General features: G+C 64.0%; 12 protein-coding genes. 4 read left to right on the forward strand and 8 right to left on the reverse strand.

Going from position 1 to position 16,026, the window contains the following annotated elements:
• Positions 1-3: 3 nt before the first annotated feature.
• Genes JOE60_RS16340 through JOE60_RS16365 form a run of 6 tightly spaced genes read right to left on the reverse strand, consistent with a single transcriptional unit; the run spans position 4 to position 5,962 of the window.
• Complete coding sequence (locus JOE60_RS16340) at positions 4-1,065, reverse strand: LLM class flavin-dependent oxidoreductase (RefSeq protein ID WP_167267712.1); 1,062 nt, start codon at positions 1,063-1,065, stop codon at positions 4-6.
• Positions 1,062-1,889, reverse strand: a complete 828-nt coding sequence (locus JOE60_RS16345) for a DUF1684 domain-containing protein (protein ID WP_167267714.1) — start codon at positions 1,887-1,889, stop codon at positions 1,062-1,064. Before JOE60_RS16345 ends, JOE60_RS16340 begins: the two co-directional genes overlap by 4 nt.
• The gene (locus tag JOE60_RS16350) at positions 1,873-3,039 is read right to left on the reverse strand and encodes an LLM class flavin-dependent oxidoreductase (protein WP_167267716.1); all 1,167 of its coding nucleotides are present in this window, start codon (positions 3,037-3,039) and stop codon (positions 1,873-1,875) included. Before JOE60_RS16350 ends, JOE60_RS16345 begins: the two co-directional genes overlap by 17 nt.
• Positions 3,036-4,067 (reverse strand): ABC transporter substrate-binding protein, encoded by a 1,032-nt coding sequence (locus tag JOE60_RS16355; protein ID WP_167267718.1) that lies wholly within the window; start codon positions 4,065-4,067, stop codon positions 3,036-3,038. The genes JOE60_RS16350 and JOE60_RS16355 overlap by 4 nt, the downstream gene beginning before the upstream one ends.
• Positions 4,068-4,076: 9 nt before the next feature.
• Positions 4,077-5,000 carry an amino acid ABC transporter ATP-binding protein gene (locus JOE60_RS16360; protein ID WP_208381532.1) on the reverse strand — a complete coding sequence of 308 codons (924 nt, stop codon included), beginning with the start codon at positions 4,998-5,000 and terminating at the stop codon, positions 4,077-4,079.
• A complete protein-coding gene (locus JOE60_RS16365; protein ID WP_204814952.1) occupies positions 4,997-5,962 on the reverse strand; it encodes an amino acid ABC transporter permease in 966 nt (321 codons plus the stop codon). Before JOE60_RS16365 ends, JOE60_RS16360 begins: the two co-directional genes overlap by 4 nt.
• 297 nt (positions 5,963-6,259) lie before the next feature.
• Here JOE60_RS16365 and JOE60_RS16370 point away from each other — a divergent pair, with 297 nt between their 5' ends.
• The 4 genes from JOE60_RS16370 to JOE60_RS16385 all read left to right on the forward strand — a co-directional run bounded on the left by JOE60_RS16370 (position 6,260) and on the right by JOE60_RS16385 (position 11,680).
• Entirely contained in the window at positions 6,260-8,188 is a 1,929-nt protein-coding gene (locus JOE60_RS16370) for an FAD/NAD(P)-binding protein (RefSeq protein WP_167267722.1), read from the forward strand.
• A 79-nt stretch (positions 8,189-8,267) separates the two neighbouring features.
• The gene (locus JOE60_RS16375) at positions 8,268-8,786 is read left to right on the forward strand and encodes a GNAT family N-acetyltransferase (protein WP_167267724.1); all 519 of its coding nucleotides are present in this window, start codon (positions 8,268-8,270) and stop codon (positions 8,784-8,786) included.
• 3 nt (positions 8,787-8,789) lie between these two features.
• Positions 8,790-10,529, forward strand: a complete 1,740-nt coding sequence (locus tag JOE60_RS16380; protein WP_167267726.1) for a helicase HerA-like domain-containing protein — start codon at positions 8,790-8,792, stop codon at positions 10,527-10,529.
• Positions 10,530-10,687: 158 nt separating this feature from the next.
• The gene (locus JOE60_RS16385) at positions 10,688-11,680 is read left to right on the forward strand and encodes a hypothetical protein (RefSeq protein ID WP_204815018.1); all 993 of its coding nucleotides are present in this window, start codon (positions 10,688-10,690) and stop codon (positions 11,678-11,680) included.
• 63 nt (positions 11,681-11,743) lie between these two features.
• On the opposite strand, the gene JOE60_RS16390 is transcribed toward JOE60_RS16385, so the two are convergent.
• Both JOE60_RS16390 and JOE60_RS16395 read right to left on the reverse strand, forming a co-directional pair.
• Complete coding sequence (locus tag JOE60_RS16390) at positions 11,744-13,717, reverse strand: NHL domain-containing thioredoxin family protein (protein WP_167267728.1); 1,974 nt, start codon at positions 13,715-13,717, stop codon at positions 11,744-11,746.
• Positions 13,717-15,993: a bifunctional copper resistance protein CopD/cytochrome c oxidase assembly protein gene (locus tag JOE60_RS16395; protein WP_420851404.1), complete on the reverse strand. Its 2,277-nt coding sequence runs from the start codon at positions 15,991-15,993 to the stop codon at positions 13,717-13,719. The genes JOE60_RS16390 and JOE60_RS16395 overlap by 1 nt, the downstream gene beginning before the upstream one ends.
• Between the last annotated feature and the right edge of the window lie 33 nt (positions 15,994-16,026).

Here is a 16,026-nt window from a genome sequence, read left to right on the forward strand (position 1 = left end):
CCCCTACTTTCCGGCGGCAACAGGAGCCGCGGCAGTGGTCGAATAGCGGTTCTCCGCAGGTGCAAGCCCGAGGACATCACGGAAAGTCCCGTCCTGGACCAGTGGGCGCAAGGCCCCACGGCGGCGCAGCTCAGGGAGGACGAGCCGCGAAAGTTCTTCCAGCTCAACGTCCACGTCGGCAGGGTGGAGGCGAACGCCGTCGGCTTCCTTCAGAAGGCCGTCCAGAAGATCGGTAAGTCCGGCCGCGGAGCCGACAAACCGTGCACGATGCGCCTCTTCCGAGGCGACCGTCCGCGCCAGTGCGCTTTGCCCGCGCGAGTCCAGCACGACGTCGAGCTCCGCGATGATCGCCACCGGGGAACCCAGCCGCGCCCGTACGTCGCGGACTTCCGCAACCAGCAGCTCCGTGGTGGGCGCACTGACCAGGACTGCGTCCACGGCCGACACCGGAACCAGGCCATCCCCCACCAGCGAGGCTGCAGCCAGCACCGGCAGTTGGCCCTGCAGCGGGCGCGGAATGATGGACGGGCCCTTGACGGAGTAGGCCTTGCCGCTGAAGCCGGCAGGGGTTTCGAAGTCCGCATAGTGCAGCTTGTCAACGTCAATGTAGCGGCCTGTGGCGACGTCGCGGATCACGGCGTCGTCTTCCCAGGAATCCCACAAACGCCGGCCCACTTCAATGGAAGCGGCAGCTTCTTCTGCGAGCGCCCCGCCCGTGACAAAGGAACGTCCGACGGCGGCTGCGGCCTCGGGCGACTCGGCCGCGGTGGCGATCCAGCCGGCGCGGCCTCCTGACACATAGTCCAAACTGGCCAGCTGCGTGGAGACGTGGAAGGGCTCCGTGTAAACGGTGTCCACTTCCGGCACCACGGCGATGGTCCGGGTGAGCGGACCGGCGAAGGCTGCGCGCTGCAGTGCATTGGTCCGCCCCGCGGCGGGTTCGTCCTGGAAGGTCGCCACATGGAAGCCCGCGGATTCAGCGGCGAGGACAGCCCGGGCAAGGTCCTCATACCCGGCTCCGTCGAGTTCAATGGCCAGGAATCCGGCCTTCTCAGCAATACTCACTTCTGGTCCTGACGTTCGTAGGGGATTTTTTCTCCGGCTTCGATGGCCACTGGCAACCGGTTCTCGGCAGGGGGGAGCGGGCAGGTGGCCAGGTCCGTGTAGGCGCAGGGCAGATTCACCGCGCGGTTGAAGTCCAGCTGCACGGTACCGTCGGCGGCAGGGGTCACGGACAGCGAACGATTGGCCGCATAGGTGGTTTTGCCCGAGGTCCGGTCAGTGAACAGCACGGACAGGGATCCGGGCGCGTATCCGTTGAATGCCGTCAAGGCCAGTTCCTCGCCGTCCAGCTGGAACCGGATCTGTCCGGGCGCTTCGTAGACGTGCTGGATGCCCTCCACAGCAGCGCCCACCGTGGTGGATCGCGGCTGGTCAAAAGGAACGAACGTACCCTCCACCGCGAATGCTGCAGTGGGCGCATACGTGGGCGTGCCCTGGTATTCCGCCAGCAGGTCATTGGCGGGGTTGCGGGGACGCACAATGTACTCGCCGCCGCGCTTGGCTACTTCAATCACGGTGTCGCCCCACACCAGGTTGATGCCGCCGCGTTCAGCGATCGGCCCCAGCTCGATAGGCGAGCCCAGCTGCACACCATCTTGTTCCAGGCTCTCTCCCGGCTCCAGGACAACGCGGACGACGCCGGACTCCACGCTCCAGGTTCCCGGGGCGCCTTCCAGCCGGGCCGGTTCAGCGGTGAGCCAGTGGAGATGGGTCACGGCCAGGAAGCCGTGGGGGTGGGCGCGTTTGCGTTCGTGGGCTGCGTGCCATTCCTGCCACTCCTGCTCGAAGGAGTCCAGGGTGGCTGTGGTGTTACCTTGCGTAGACATAGGCGGTATCGCTCCTGTTCAAAGCATGATCGGCGGTGACTGCTGCTGCGGCGTCCGGTTCGGTGGCCCCGGCGAATTCCGGGCGGCCGCCAAAGGGGTCCACCGCTTCCCACAGTGTGGTGGGGGCCGCGGCCCGGACGGCGGGGATGACTTCCAGGGCGAAGCGCTCCAGGATGTCCAGCTGCTGTTCGAACGGCAGCGTGGTGGGCAGGGAGATCGATTGGAGATCGTGGCCGTACAGGGAGTGGTAGCTGAGGATCTTGTCGATCACCTGTTCCGGGCTTCCCACCAAGGCGGGGCCCTCGGCCACGGCGTGCTCAATGTCGCGGAATGGCGAGTTGTTGCCCGGCACATTCCGGCCCGCGGTCAAACCCTCGTACACCGGGCCGTACTGGCGGATGGCCTCCTGCGTGGTGTCCGCAATGAACACTCCTCCGGCCCCGCTGCCCGAGCCAAGGTACTGGTGGCGGGGATCGTGGCCGTGGCGTTCGTATTCCTCGCGGTAGTGGTCAATCAGTACCTTGTAGTTCTCCCGCGGCTGGATGGCGTTGGCTGTGAACAGCGGATCGCCCCACTTGGCTGCGAGCGCAGCGGATGTCAGGGTTGTAGCCGAGCCGTGCCAAATCCGGGGTGAACCCGCGAAGGGGCGTGGCGTCGTCGTGGTCGGCTCGGTGAGGGCCGGGCGGAAGCGGCCTGACCACGTGACGCTTTCCTTGCGCCAGAGTGTCCGCAGCAAGGCGTACTTCTCGGCCAGCAGGTCCCATTGGTCGTCCAAGGACAAACCAAACAGGGGGTACTGAAGGATCTCGTTGCCCTTGCCGATCACCAGTTCCAGGCGGCCACGGCTCAGTTGGTCGATGGTGGCGTAATCCTCGGCAACGCGCACCGGGTCCAGTACCGAGAGCACGGTAACCCCGGATTGCAGGCGAATACGGCTGGTGACGGCGGCAATCGCGGCGAGGACCGTCGTCGGGGAGGACGAGACAAACTCGCCGGCATGACGTTCCCCAACTGAGAAGCTGTCGAAGCCGAGCTCCTCAGCCCGGTGGGCCGTTTCCACCACCTGGTTCAAACGGTCAGCGGTGGAGACGATCTCCCCCGTCACCGGATGCTTCAGGTGCGGAATGATGTCCAGGACCTGGAACTTCATTTGGTGGTCCCTGCCGGGGTGACGAACGTTGCCTCGGTAACGGTTTTGGATTCCGGCACTGCTTCCTCGGAGAGTCCCCAGCGTTCCAGGACCTTGCCGTAGGAGCCGTCCTTGATGGTGGAGTTCAAGGCGTCGGTGATGGCCGGGGCCAGCCCGTTGCCCTTCAGGGTGGTGGCAGCAACCAGTGTCTCAGCGGGCCAGCCGGCGTTGACCTTGCCCACCACTTTGAGGTCGTCGCGCGTGTTCTCGCGGTACGTCACCGACGGGTACGGGGCCAGGTTCAGGTCGGTACGGCCTGAGGACAGCGCCAGGATGGTGTCGGCGTCGGAGGAGTAGTACTGGAGCGCAGCGGGGGCCTTGCCCTTGGCTTCGAGTTCTTTGTTCCACGCCAGGAGGATCTTTTCCTGGTTGGTGCCCGAGCCCACGGAGATCTTCAAGCCGGAGATGTCGTCCGAGCCCTTGATGTCGTAGCTGGAGCTCTTCTTAGCCTCGAAGCCCATGTAGGCAGCGCGGTAGGTGGAGAAGTCGAACAGCTTCACGCGTGCGGCGTTGATGCCCACGTTGGAGAACACTGCCTCGAAGTCGCCGGACTGCGTCTTCAGCGGCCAGTTCTCCCAGGAGGTCACTTGGAGGTCCAGTTCCAGGCCCAGCTTGTCCGCCACCAACTGGGCGATGTCCACCTCCACGCCAATGGGGGTCTTGTCATCCGTGGCGTGGAAGGACAGTGGGATGGAGCCGGCCGTGGTGGCTACCGTCAGCTTGCCGTCCTTGGAGATGGCGGCCGGAACCTTGGCTGCGGCTGCGGCATCCTTCTCATCGCGGATCCGGTTCTGGTCAACGGAGGTGTTGTACACGACGCCGTTCTTGGCAGCTTCCGATTCCGGCTTGGCAGCCGACGCACCGGGATCGGAGCAACCCGCCAGAACAGGAAGTACGACGGCGGGAAGTACAGCGAGTGCCAGGAACCTGCGTTTGGTGGAGCCCCGGGATGGTTCAGAGGACGAGTGGCTGTGGGTGGTGCGAAGCATGGGGATGTCCTAGATGTTGAAAGCTGGTTCGATGACTTTGGAGAAGAAGCTGCGGGTGCGTTCCTCGCGGGGGTTGGCGAAGATGTCCTGTGGGGAGCCGGACTCAACAACCAGTCCGTCGTCCATGAACACCACGGTGTCCGCCACGTCACGGGCAAAGCCCATCTCGTGGGTAACGATGATCAGGGTGGTGCCGGATTTTGCCAGTTCCCGGATGACGTCCAGGACTTCGTTGACCAGCTCAGGGTCCAGTGCGGACGTGGGCTCATCGAACAGCAGGATCTTGGGATCAAGTGCCAGCGCCCGCGCAATGGCCACGCGCTGCTGCTGCCCGCCGGAAAGCTGGCGGGGGTAGGCGTCCGCCCTGTCCTTCAAGCCCACACGGTCCAGGAGTTCCAAACCACGTTTCCGGGCTTCGGCCTTGGAACGCTTCTGGGCCACGATCGGCGCCTCGATCACGTTTTCCAGCGCGGTGAGGTGCGGGAACAGGTTGAAGCTTTGGAACACCATGCCAATGTTGGTGCGCTGCTTGAGGATGTCCTTTTCGCGGAGCTCATGGAGCTTGTTGCCGCGCACCTGGTAGCCCACCAGGTCGCCATCGATGGTGATGTACCCGCCGTCGACTTTTTCCAGGTGGTTGATGGTCCGCAGCAGGGTGGACTTGCCGGACCCGGAGGGACCCACGATCACTGCGACGCCGCCGGGCGGGACCGACAAGGAGACGCCCTTGAGGACCTCGGTGGCGCCGAAAGACTTGCGGACGTTGGTGATGTCCACTTGGCCGCGGGTGCCGGCTTTTCCTTCGGCTGAACGGTTGGCAGCCGCGGCCGAACCGGTGGTGCCCGGGGCTTCCCCGGCAACGTCCCCGGCCGCGGTTCCAGCGGCAGCCTGTGCCGCCCTCGTGTTTTGCTTGCGTGCGGCGATGATGCTCATCGGGCGTCCTTTGCGGGAGAAGCGGCAACGTGGGTGGAGAAGAACTTGCGGGCCTTCTGCAGGGGCGTGAGCGGCAGGTTCCGGACAGCCCCCTTGGAGAAGTGCCGTTCAATGTAGTACTGGAAAACGCTCAGCACCGAGGTGATCACCACGTACCAGAGCGTGGCCACCAGCAACAGCGGCAGGACCTGCTGGGTCCGGTTGTAGATCACCTGCACGGTGTAGAAGAGCTCCGAGTAGGCCAGGACGTAAACGATCGAGGTGCCCTTCACCAGGCCGATGATCTCGTTGAAGGCGTTGGGCAGGATGGCCCGCATGGCCTGCGGCAGGACAATCCTGGTGGAACGCTTCCAGGCCGGGATGCCCAAGGCGGAGGCAGCTTCCAGTTGGCCCTGGTCCACGGAGAGGATGCCTCCACGGATGATCTCTGCCGAGTATGCGGCCTGGTTCAAGGTGAGGCCCAGGACCGCCGCAGCGAACTGGCTGATGAGCGTGGTGGTCTGCGCTTCGAAGAACCTGACGTCCGTGAACGGTATGCCCAGGCTGATTTTTTCGTAGAGGTATCCCAGGTTGTACCAGAGCAGCAACTGGACCAGCAGCGGGGTGGAACGGAAAATCCAGGAGAACGTCCACGACACCGATACCAACAGTGGCGAAGCGGAGAGGCGCATCAAGGCCAGGATGAAACCGAGGATGAACCCCAGCACTCCTGAAATGGCCGTGAGCTTGAGGGTTTCGATCAAGCCCTTCACTACAGACTGCGCGGTGAACCATTCGGCCACCACGCCCCACTCCCAGCGGGGATTGGTGGCCAGGGACCACACGATGGCCGCGACGCCGGCAGCAACCAGCACGGTGCCCACCCAACGCCAGGGATGCTTGGCCGGGACCAGCTTGTAGTCGGAATAGTCCGGGGTGGGCGGTGCAGTTTCCGCCGTGGCAGGCGGTGCTGTTGCACTCATGCGCCACCTCATTTCAGATCGGTTGGGGTTTATTGGTTGGCTGCCAATCTAGGGGCGTGGCAAAGACCCCGGCAAGGCAGGAATTTGCACTTCTTCACCGGACTTAGCGCTGCTTCTTGGGGGTTCTCATGACGTCACAATTGCCCACGCCTGCAGTGGTTTGAGTCGGGATTTTGCGTCCCTTGACGCTCCGTGACGTGCAGTGACCGGGCGTTACCAGCGCCTCGACCAGCCCACCCCGCGCTCCCTAGATTGGGCTCTACCACCCCTTGTTTTCATGTTGTTTCAGGAGATTCCATGCCGTCACGAGTTCCCACCATTGCCTTCATTGGCGGCGGCCCGCGTACGGCCGGCGTCCTGGAACGGATTGCGGCCAGCCGTCCCGAACTGTTCCACGGCCCCCTGCGCATCCACGTGATTGAACCGCACCAGCCGGGATCGGGGAGGATCTGGCGCTATGACCAGAGCCCGGGCCTGCTGCTGAACTCCACTGCCGCGGACGTCACCATGTTCACTGATGGTTCCGTGGCCTGCGACGGCCCGGCCGTGGACGGTCCCGGGCTCGCCGCGTGGGCCGCCGGGGTCCTCGACGGCAGCATCCGTGACGTTCCCGTGCTGGAGCCGCACCTGCTCGCGCAGCTTCACGCCTTGACGCCGGCGTCCTTCCCCAGCCGGCAACTGCAGAGCAAATACCTGGAATGGTTCTTCCGCCGCGCCGTCTCCGCCCTGGGGAAAAACGTCTCCGTCACCGTCCACCAGGACACGGCAACCACGGTTTCTCCGTCGGACCACCGCGGGCCCGACGCCGGTGCGCACCGCGTGCGGCTGGCCTCCGGCGCGGAGGTGCTTGCCGACGTCGTGGTCTACGCCTTGGGCCACACCGATTCCGCTCCTGACGACGAGTCCGCCCGCTTCAGCGAATTCGCTGCCCGGCATGACAGGTTCCATGCGCCGCCGTCGTACACCACCGATGTTGACTACTCCCCCATCAGCGCCGGCCAGGACGTGATCGTCTCGGGGATGGGGCTGGCGTTCGTGGACCTGCTGGTGCTGTTGTTCGAGGGCCGCGGCGGCCGGTTCGAAGAAGGCACGGACGGCCAGCTCAGCTACGTGCCGTCCGGCGCCGAGCCACGGGTCTGGGCCGGTTCCCGCCGCGGAGTGCCGTACCACTCCAAAATCTCGTCCACGCTGCAGGGCGAGCCCGTTGCCCGTCCGCGGTATTTCACGGCCGATGCCATCGATTCCCTCTTGGCCTCCCACGCGGAACTCGATTTCCGCGCGCACCTGTGGCCGCTGATCGCCAAGGACGCCGGGTACGCCTATTACCGCGAGCTTTTCACCGGCTACCCGTCGCGGGTTGAGGGGACGTGGGCGGACTTCGAGGCGCGGCTGGATGCCCTGGATTGGTACAGCACAGCGCGGGAAGAGCTGGTAGCCGCGGCCGTTCCGGACCCCACACTGCGGTTGGACCTGGAAAAGCTGGACCACCCCCTGAGCGGATGTGCCTTCTCTGACCACGCCACAGTGCAGCGCTCCGTGGCCGCCTACATCCAGCGGGACTTGGATCTGCGCACCAGCGAGGACCATTCCGAAACCCTTGCCCTGTTCATGGCGCTGCTTTTCGTTTACATGGACCTGGGCCGGCTTGTCCCGCAGGAGCGGCTGAATGCGCGCTCCCAGCAAGCCATTCATGGTTGGTGGCACGGCTTCTTCAGCTTCGTCGACTCGGGCCCGCCGGCCCACCGGCTCCGCGAGATGCTCGCACTGCACCGGGCCGGTTTCCTCAAGTTCCTGGGGCCGGGCATGTGGGTCAGGGCCGACGAATCAGTTGGCCGGTTCGTTGCCGGGACCTTCCAGTCGCCAGTGGTGGTTGACGCTTCGGCGTACATTGAAGCCCGGTTGCCTTCCGCGTCCGTGGAACGTTCGGCGAATCCGGCCCTCACAGACCTGCACGACGCCGGTGTGGGCACCGAACAGAGGCTGCTCACCTCCGAAGGCACACACTCCACCGGAAAACTGCTGGTCTCCGGGAATCACGAGGTTCTCTCCCCTGTTGGAACACCACAGAAGGGTTTGTTCGCAGTGGGTCCCTGGACCTCCGGCTGGGGTGCCGGGGCCTTCGCCCGTCCCAACACCAACGCCGCACCGTTCCGGGAAAATGACGCCTTGGCACGCCGTATCCTGGCCTCCGTGGCTGCCGCGGTACCTGCACCCCAACCCAACTAGGTCGCACTTGTGCGCGTTTTGAGCCCTCATAACGCGCACAACTGTCACCTACTTGGGCACCACGTACGAAAGGTATGACATGACAACAACGCCAACCCTGCCGCCGTCGGGCCTCACCGTCCTCAGCCTGCCCATGAGCGACCCCCGCGTCCGTCCGCTCCTTGACGAACTCGCCGTGGAATACGAGGCACGCTACGGCGACCTCTTCAGCAGCGAAGGTGCCTCCGAGGAACTGAACCGGTACCCGGCTGAAGAATTCGAAGCCCCGCACGGCGCGCTGCTCATCATCCAGGAAAACGGCGAATCAGTGGCCGGCGGTGCCTTCCGCCGCTACAGCCAGGACACGGCCGAGCTTAAGCGAATCTGGACGCACTCCGCCCACCGCCGCCGTGGCCTGGCCCGCCTGGTGCTCGCGGAACTTGAAAATGAAGCCCGACGCCGCGGGTACGCAAAGCTCTATCTCACCACCGGTCCCCGCCAGCCGGAAGCGAAGCACCTGTACCTCGCCACCGGTTACCAAGCGCTGTTCGACCTGGCCGCCGACCCCGAGGAAATCATGCATTTGGCCTTCACCAAGGATCTTGCATTGCCCAGCTAAGCTATGCGCATGGCCAACGAACGCATCGCAACAACTGCCGAGAAACTTGCCACCATCCAGCAGGGATACACCCTTGAAGGCGCCACGATTGAGCTGGGTGCCGCGATCGTGGACGGCGAAGTCCACAAAGAAGCGCAAGTCCGCCTTCCCCTGGCCATGATGAACCGGCACGGCCTGGTGGCCGGCGCCACCGGCACCGGCAAGACGGTTACGCTGCACATGATCGCGGAACAGCTTTCGACGGCGGGTGTGCCGGTTTTTCTTGCCGATATCAAGGGCGATCTCTCAGGACTGGCAACGGCGGCCACCGCCAGCGAAAAGTTGACTGCCCGCACCTCGGCGCTTGGCCAGGATTGGTCCGCGAAGAACTTTCCCGTTGAGTTCCTGTCGCTCGGTGGTGACGGCAACGGCATCCCGGTCCGGGCCACCATCACCTCGTTCGGGCCCATCCTGCTCTCGCGGATCATGGACCTCAACGACACCCAGGAGTCCAGCCTCCAACTGATCTTCCACTTTGCGGACCAGAAGAACCTGGAACTCATCGATCTGAAGGATCTGCGGGCTGTCATCCAGTTCCTCACCTCAGACGAGGGCAAGCCGGAGCTGGCAAACCTGGGTGGGTTGTCCAAGGCCACTGCCGGAGTGATTCTCCGCGAGCTGGTGGGACTCGAAGCGCAGGGCATGGAAAAGTTCTTCGGCGAGCCCGAGTTCGACACCGCCGAGCTCCTCCGCAACGCCCCGGACGGCCGCGGTGTGGTCAGCTGCCTGGAACTCCCCACCCTCCAAACCAAGCCCCTGCTGTTCTCCACGTTCCTCATGTGGCTCCTGGCCGACCTCTTTGAGGACCTGCCCGAAGCCGGAGACCTGGACAAGCCCAAGCTGGTGTTCTTCCTGGATGAGGCACACCTGCTCTTCAATGGCGCTTCCAAAGCCTTCCTCGAGGCCATCACTACCACCGTCCGACTCATCCGGTCCAAGGGCGTAGGCATCTTCTTTGTCACGCAGACACCCAAGGACGTTCCCGCGGACATCCTGGGGCAGCTGGCCAACCGCGTGCAGCACGCCCTCCGCGCTTTCACCCCCGAGGACGCCAAAGCACTCAAAGCCACTGTGTCCACGTTCCCGGTGAGCGACTACGATCTCGAAAAGACGCTGACATCCGCCGGTATTGGCGAGGCCGTCATCACCGTCATGAACGAGAAGGGCGCGCCCACACCCGTTGCCCTGACCCGGCTCCGGGCCCCGGAATCCGTGATGGGCCCCAGCACGGACGACCTCGTCAAGAGTGCAGTTGCCGCGTCCTCCCTCCTGGCCAAATACGGGACGGCCGTGGACAACGTGTCTGCCTATGAAAAGCTCAGCGGTGGTTCTGCTGCAGGTGGGTCCGTAGCCTCCACCGGCGCTCCTGCCGGTTCCGGGGACCCTGTTTCCGGCTCCGAACCAGCTGGTCCTTCCCAGGCCGACATCGACGCCGAAGCCCGGCGTATCGAAGAGGAAATCCTGGGTCGGCCCAGTTCGCGCGCTGCCACCCCCCAGTCCTACCCGGCCCCGCCGGCTCCTGCGCCTGTTCCCCAGCAGGCACCTTCTTCGCAACAGGACGGAATGTTCGGGGACATCGCGGGCGCACTGGGCGGTGCCTTGGGTGGCGGTCTCAAGAGCATGGTCCGGTCCATGGGCACACAGCTCGGCAGGGACCTGATGCGTGGCGTCTTCGGTACCTCATCCAAGCGCCGTCGACGCTGACCTGCGGCGCGGAGCGCTCAGGTGAGGTCCGCATTGGGTGCGGTCCGGGCGCTGGGCGTGGCCCGGCGTCGGGCTTTTCCAAACGGTGGAGATAACGCGCTCCAACGCTCACCTGCGCGGTGAACGCTGCCGTGACCGGTAACGTAAAGGGCGTGCAGTTGAGTCAAGCATTCGTGAAGACCGCAGCCGGGTGGCTGCTCGGTCTGATGCTTGCTGCCGCCGGAGCGATTGTGGCCATCAACCTGGTGAGTTCATCGGTGGCCAGCCCTCAACAGCCGGTCAAGGAGTATCTGGCGGCCCTGCAAAAAGGAAACGGCGCGGAAGCGCTGGGGCTTTTGCGGGCCAAGGTGCCCAACGCCAACGCAGCCATGCTGGACGGAACAGCGTTGCAGACTGCCGCGTCCAAGATGTCGGACGTCAAGGTGGGAAACCCCGAAGCACGCGGCAGCAACCGGACCTCCGTGCCCGTTGACTACACACTGGATGGCAACACTCTCCACACTGAATTCCTCATGGAAAAAACAGGAACGCAGTGGCTGTTCTTCACCAAGTGGGCGTTCGTACCCACCACCTTGCCCACCATTGACGTCACAGTGGTCAACGGCAACGAAGCCAACCTCAACGGCGTCCCCGTCAACATGCCCAATGGGCGCAACACGTTCGCCGTGTTTTTTCCTGGAAAGTACGAGGCCAGCCTGAACGGGACCTACTTTGAAGCACCGCCGGCTTCGGCAGTGGTTTCATCCCGAGACGGCGGCCAGGCGCCACTGAATCTGATGACCAGGTCCACCAAGGCCATGAACGATGCCGTGGCGGGCAAGGTCCGGGAGTTCCTGGACAACTGCGCGGTTCAAGCCACTGAACAACAGCGGCTGCAGCCAGACTGCCCGTTCTACCATGTCAGCAATGCCAGGGTGTTGGACGGAACCATCAAGTGGACCATCACGGAGTATCCCAAGATCTCCATCGAGCCTTTCGGCGGCAAATGGGTGGTTGCACCCTTGAACGGCAAGGCCACGCTGACGGCCCGCGAAATCGATCTGTTCACCGGTTTCGGCAAGGACCTCAGCGTTGAGCACGACTTCAGCTTCACCACCCAGTTGGACGTCTCCGGAGACACCATCACAGTGACGCCGCTGCTGAGTTTCTAGGAAAGCAAAGAAGGCCCGGCTCCCACCCTTTACAGGTGGAAGCCGGGCCACTTTCACAATGTGTCAGTCCATGCCGCGAAGGTCCAGCACCAGCTCGGATTCGCCATCAGCCTGCAGGACAACGGGGATGCCCCAGTCCTGCTGGTAGAGGTGGCACGCGGCGTGATCGGGGATCTCGCCGTCCTCGGTCTCCGGTCCATCACAGGCGGCCGCACGGGCAGTGATGTGGAGGATTCCCTCAGGTACATCTGGCGAGAGTTCCAAAGTGCGAAGCAAACCCACCGAGGTTCCGCCTCCTGAGAGCAGCAGCTCCGGAGGCGTGGAGGAAATCTTCAGCTGCGTGGGGTCACCCCAGCGGTCGTCCAGCTTTTGGCCCGTGGGAGCCTTGAAGCGCACAGCGAGCTCCAGGTTGCCCGGCGTTACGGGACTCTTGGGACGCTGGGTCTGCGATGCGCCCTCATCAACCTGCTGTGCTTCTTTGGGGATCGGCACCAGAACCAGTTGGTGCTTGTTGGACTCCACCACTACAAGCAGCGGATCGCTACCCTCCACCTGGACCACCACTACGTCGCTGGGCTCAGCCAGGCCCCGCGCCAACGTGGAGACGGTCTTGGTTGCGGGATCGTACCTGCGAACGGCACCGTTGTACGTGTCAGCGACAGCAACGGAGTTGTCAGGCAGGACCGTCACGCCCAAGGGGTGCTGGAGCCGGGCCTCTGTTGCTTCGCCATCGCGGAAGCCAAAGTCGAACAGACCCTTGCCCACCGCGGTTTCCACGGTGACACCCGAATCGGTGACCAGCAGACGGCGCAGCGAGGACGTCTCTGAGTCAGCTACCCAGATGTTGTCTTCACCATCGACAGCCAGGCCGGACGACTGGGCGAACCAGGCTTCCCCGGCCTTACCGTCCAGCAGGCCTTCCAGCCCTGATCCGGCCAGGACGGAAACAACGTTGGTCAGGGGATCGAAAGCGAAGATCTGGTGTGTGCCGGCCATGGCCACCACAACCTTCTGCAGCTTTTCGCTCCACACCACATCCCACGGCGAGGACAGGGACACCTCGCTGCCCAGGCCCAACGCACCAAGCTCGGAGGACGCGGCCTCAAAGTCAGCCGGGCCGCCGTCGAGGTGCTCGGACCACGTTCCGGCTCCCGAGTCCGTCACGCGGGCAGGGCCCACGTCCAGCAAACGCTGCACACCGTTGCCGGCCACGGTCTGGACATAGCCTGAGCTCAGCGTCACGCCCCGGAGGCGGTGGTTGACCGTGTCCGCCACTACGGCGTCGTAGCCAAGCTTCCAGGCAATCTCCGACGGGAGCAGTGCGACACCCTGGGGTTCGTTGAACTGGGCGATCTCAGCCTGGCCATCCAGGTAACCCTTGGTTCCGGAGCCAATGACCCGCTCTACGGTCTCAAGGTCCGGCCGGAGTTCCACCAGCCGGTGGTGACCGGAGTCCACCACCAGGTAGTTGCCGTTGGCGAGCTGTGTGGCTTTGCCAGGAAAACGAAGAGTGCCCGACGTCGGCTCAGGAGCCACGTAGGGTCCGTTGCCCCGGTGGAGGGTTCCCTTTGCCTCGTGCTCGGCCACGAGCTCCTCCAGCAGGACTGCCAAGCCGTCAGCGTGGCCCTCGCCGGAAAGGTGGGCCACGATGTAGCCCTCGGGATCCACAACCACCAGGGTGGGCCAGGCGCGGGCCGTGTAGGCCTTCCACGTTGCCAGTTCGGGATCGTCAAGGACGGGGTGGTGGATCTCGTAGCGCTCAACGGCGGAAGCCAAAGCCACAGGATCAGCCTCATGCTCAAACTTCGGTGAATGCACACCTACCGTGACCAGGACGTCCGAGTACTTTTCCTCGAGTGGACGCAACTCATCCAGGACGTGCAGGCAGTTGATGCAGCAGAACGTCCAGAAGTCCAGGAGCACAATCTTGCCGCGCAGGGACTCAAGATCAAGGGACTTTCCGCCTGTATTGAGCCAGCCGCGGCCCTCAAGTTCGGAGGCCCTGACCCGGAGTTGGGTGCGTACGGTTTCGCTCATCAGCGTCCTTCCAGCGTGGTGTTCGGTTCAGTCTTTGTTTCTGGGTCAACAGCTTCTGTTGGCGTGGGCCTGGGGCCGCCGGGATCAACGGCTGTCGCATTGACGTTCGCTCCCTCACCGGCTTGGCGGCGCCCTGCCGTCCCAGCGGCCGGACCCATCCTGGCGTCGCGGTCAGCCAGTCGGGCAAACATATCGTTGTAAGCACTCAAGTCGGCGTCATTATTCCTGTCGGCTGCACGATCCACGCGTCGCGTCTCCCGCTCATCGGAACGGGACCACATCACAGCCACGCCAATGGCTACCAGCAGCGTGGGTACTTCGCCGATCCCCCAAGCCACTGCGCCACCCAGTTGCTGGTCCCCCAGTGCCGAGGGTCCCCAGGTGCGGCCCAGGTTCCCAAAGTAGTCAGCTGCCAACAACCCGGTACCGCCCATGATGGACACACCGAAGAAGGCGTGGAAACCCATGGTGGCCAGCAGGAGCAGCAATCGCATCGGGTAAGGGGCGCGGCGGGGCAGGGGATCGCTGCCGATCATGCCCAGAACAAAAATGTAGCCGGTCAGCAGGAAGTGCACGTTCATGAGCTCGTGGCCCACGTGTTCCCGCATCGCCAGGCCGAACAAGTCCGAGTAGTAGAAAAGGACAATCGAGCCGGCAAAGTTGGCTGCGGCAAAGAGCGGGTGTGTCACCAGCTTGGAGAATCGCGAGTGCACAAACAGCAGCAGCCACTCGCGCAGGCCGCGGGAGCCATGAGGGCCTTCCCCTCTGACGGGCAGGGCACGCAGGGCCAGGGTGATCGGCGAACCCAACACAAGGAAGATGGGCGCCACCATGGTCAACGCCATGTGGTCGATCATGTGGGCGGAGAACAGGACACGGCCATAAACAGCCGGTGGACCGGAGGTGATGAACGTCAGCACCACCAGGCCAACGAACCAGTTGACAGACCGGAACAAGGACCATTGGTCCCCACGACGACGCACCTTGACGATGCCCATGATGTACGTGACGGCGCCGAACAGGGCAACCCCCACCCACAGCCAGTCAAAGCGCCACTCGGTCAGCCACCGCTCCGGCGTCAGCTCTGGAGGCAGTTCGTAACCGGACAGGATGAACGACGGCGACGCATCCGGGGCGTAGGTGGTGGGCTGCGGCGGAGCCGAGCGTCCCAGCGCAACGGCAAGGCCCGACGTCGCGCCCATCACCAGCAGCTCAACCAAAACCAGCTGCCAAAGTACCCGGCGTGCCGACATGGAGCCGTTCTTACCCAGTTGGGGGATCACCCATTGGCGGTGCATGAAACCGATACCACCCAGGACCAGCGTGGCCAGGGCCTTGGCGACGATGAGTTGTCCGTAGGGGGAACCGAAAAGATCAGCAGGGTTGGTCACGCGGATGGCTGCGTTGATGACACCAGAGGCAAAGACCAGAATAAAGGCAAAACCGGCCAGGGCTGAGAATCGACGCAAGGTCTGCTCAGTGATGTCCGCGGTGCCCTTGCTTCTGGACCCAGTGAGAATCCCGGAAAGGACAGCCAGCATGATGATCCCACCCACCCACGTGGATACTCCCACCAGGTGCAGCCCCAAGGAGTTGATGGCACCTTCATGGTCGCTTGAACTCGACGAGTGCCCGATGAGTGCGGTGGGAATGAGCCCGATCAGCGCAAGAATCAGCGTGAACGCCAGGCCTGTCAGGGACCGGACACCAAACAAGGCCGTGGTGACAACGGCGGCGATGATCGTGACGGCGAGCCAGGCTTTGCCGGTGTCAATGTCCGTCATGAAGTAGACCAAGGAACGGGTGAACTCAGCGTCTCCCGAGAGTGGTTGCCCGGCCACGTCCGCATAGGTAAGGACCAGGACTGCGACGGCGGACAGCGTCCAGGCAGCGCCGGCGGCCGCGGCAACGGCCAGTGCCCGCGCGAAGGCTGGATGCTCCGGCGCCTCGGGATCCTTCTCCCTCGACCGGGAGCCTCCAAGATTCTTGGGTAGAATTCCGACAGCAAAGATCAATCCGCCAACGACTGTGGCAACGGAGACGTTGTGAATGGCTTTGGCGATGGGAAGACCCCACCGAACCAGCTCGCCGGGATCGGACACCTGCCGGGCGGCAGAGGCACCTGAGAAGATCAATGCGCCCGCAAGCGCCAGGAACAGCACGGCCAAGCCGGCAAGCTGCCACGGAACGGAAATACCCGCCACAGCATCGCCTCCCCGGGTCCCCGGCTTGGGAACTGGTGAAGGGACGGTTGCGGAACTTCTTGCTGACGGCACCTATCCATTGTCCGCTACCTGCTCCCCGGCTGC

The organism is Paenarthrobacter ilicis (genome assembly GCF_016907545.1).
Lineage (GTDB): Bacteria > Actinomycetota > Actinomycetes > Actinomycetales > Micrococcaceae > Arthrobacter > Arthrobacter ilicis.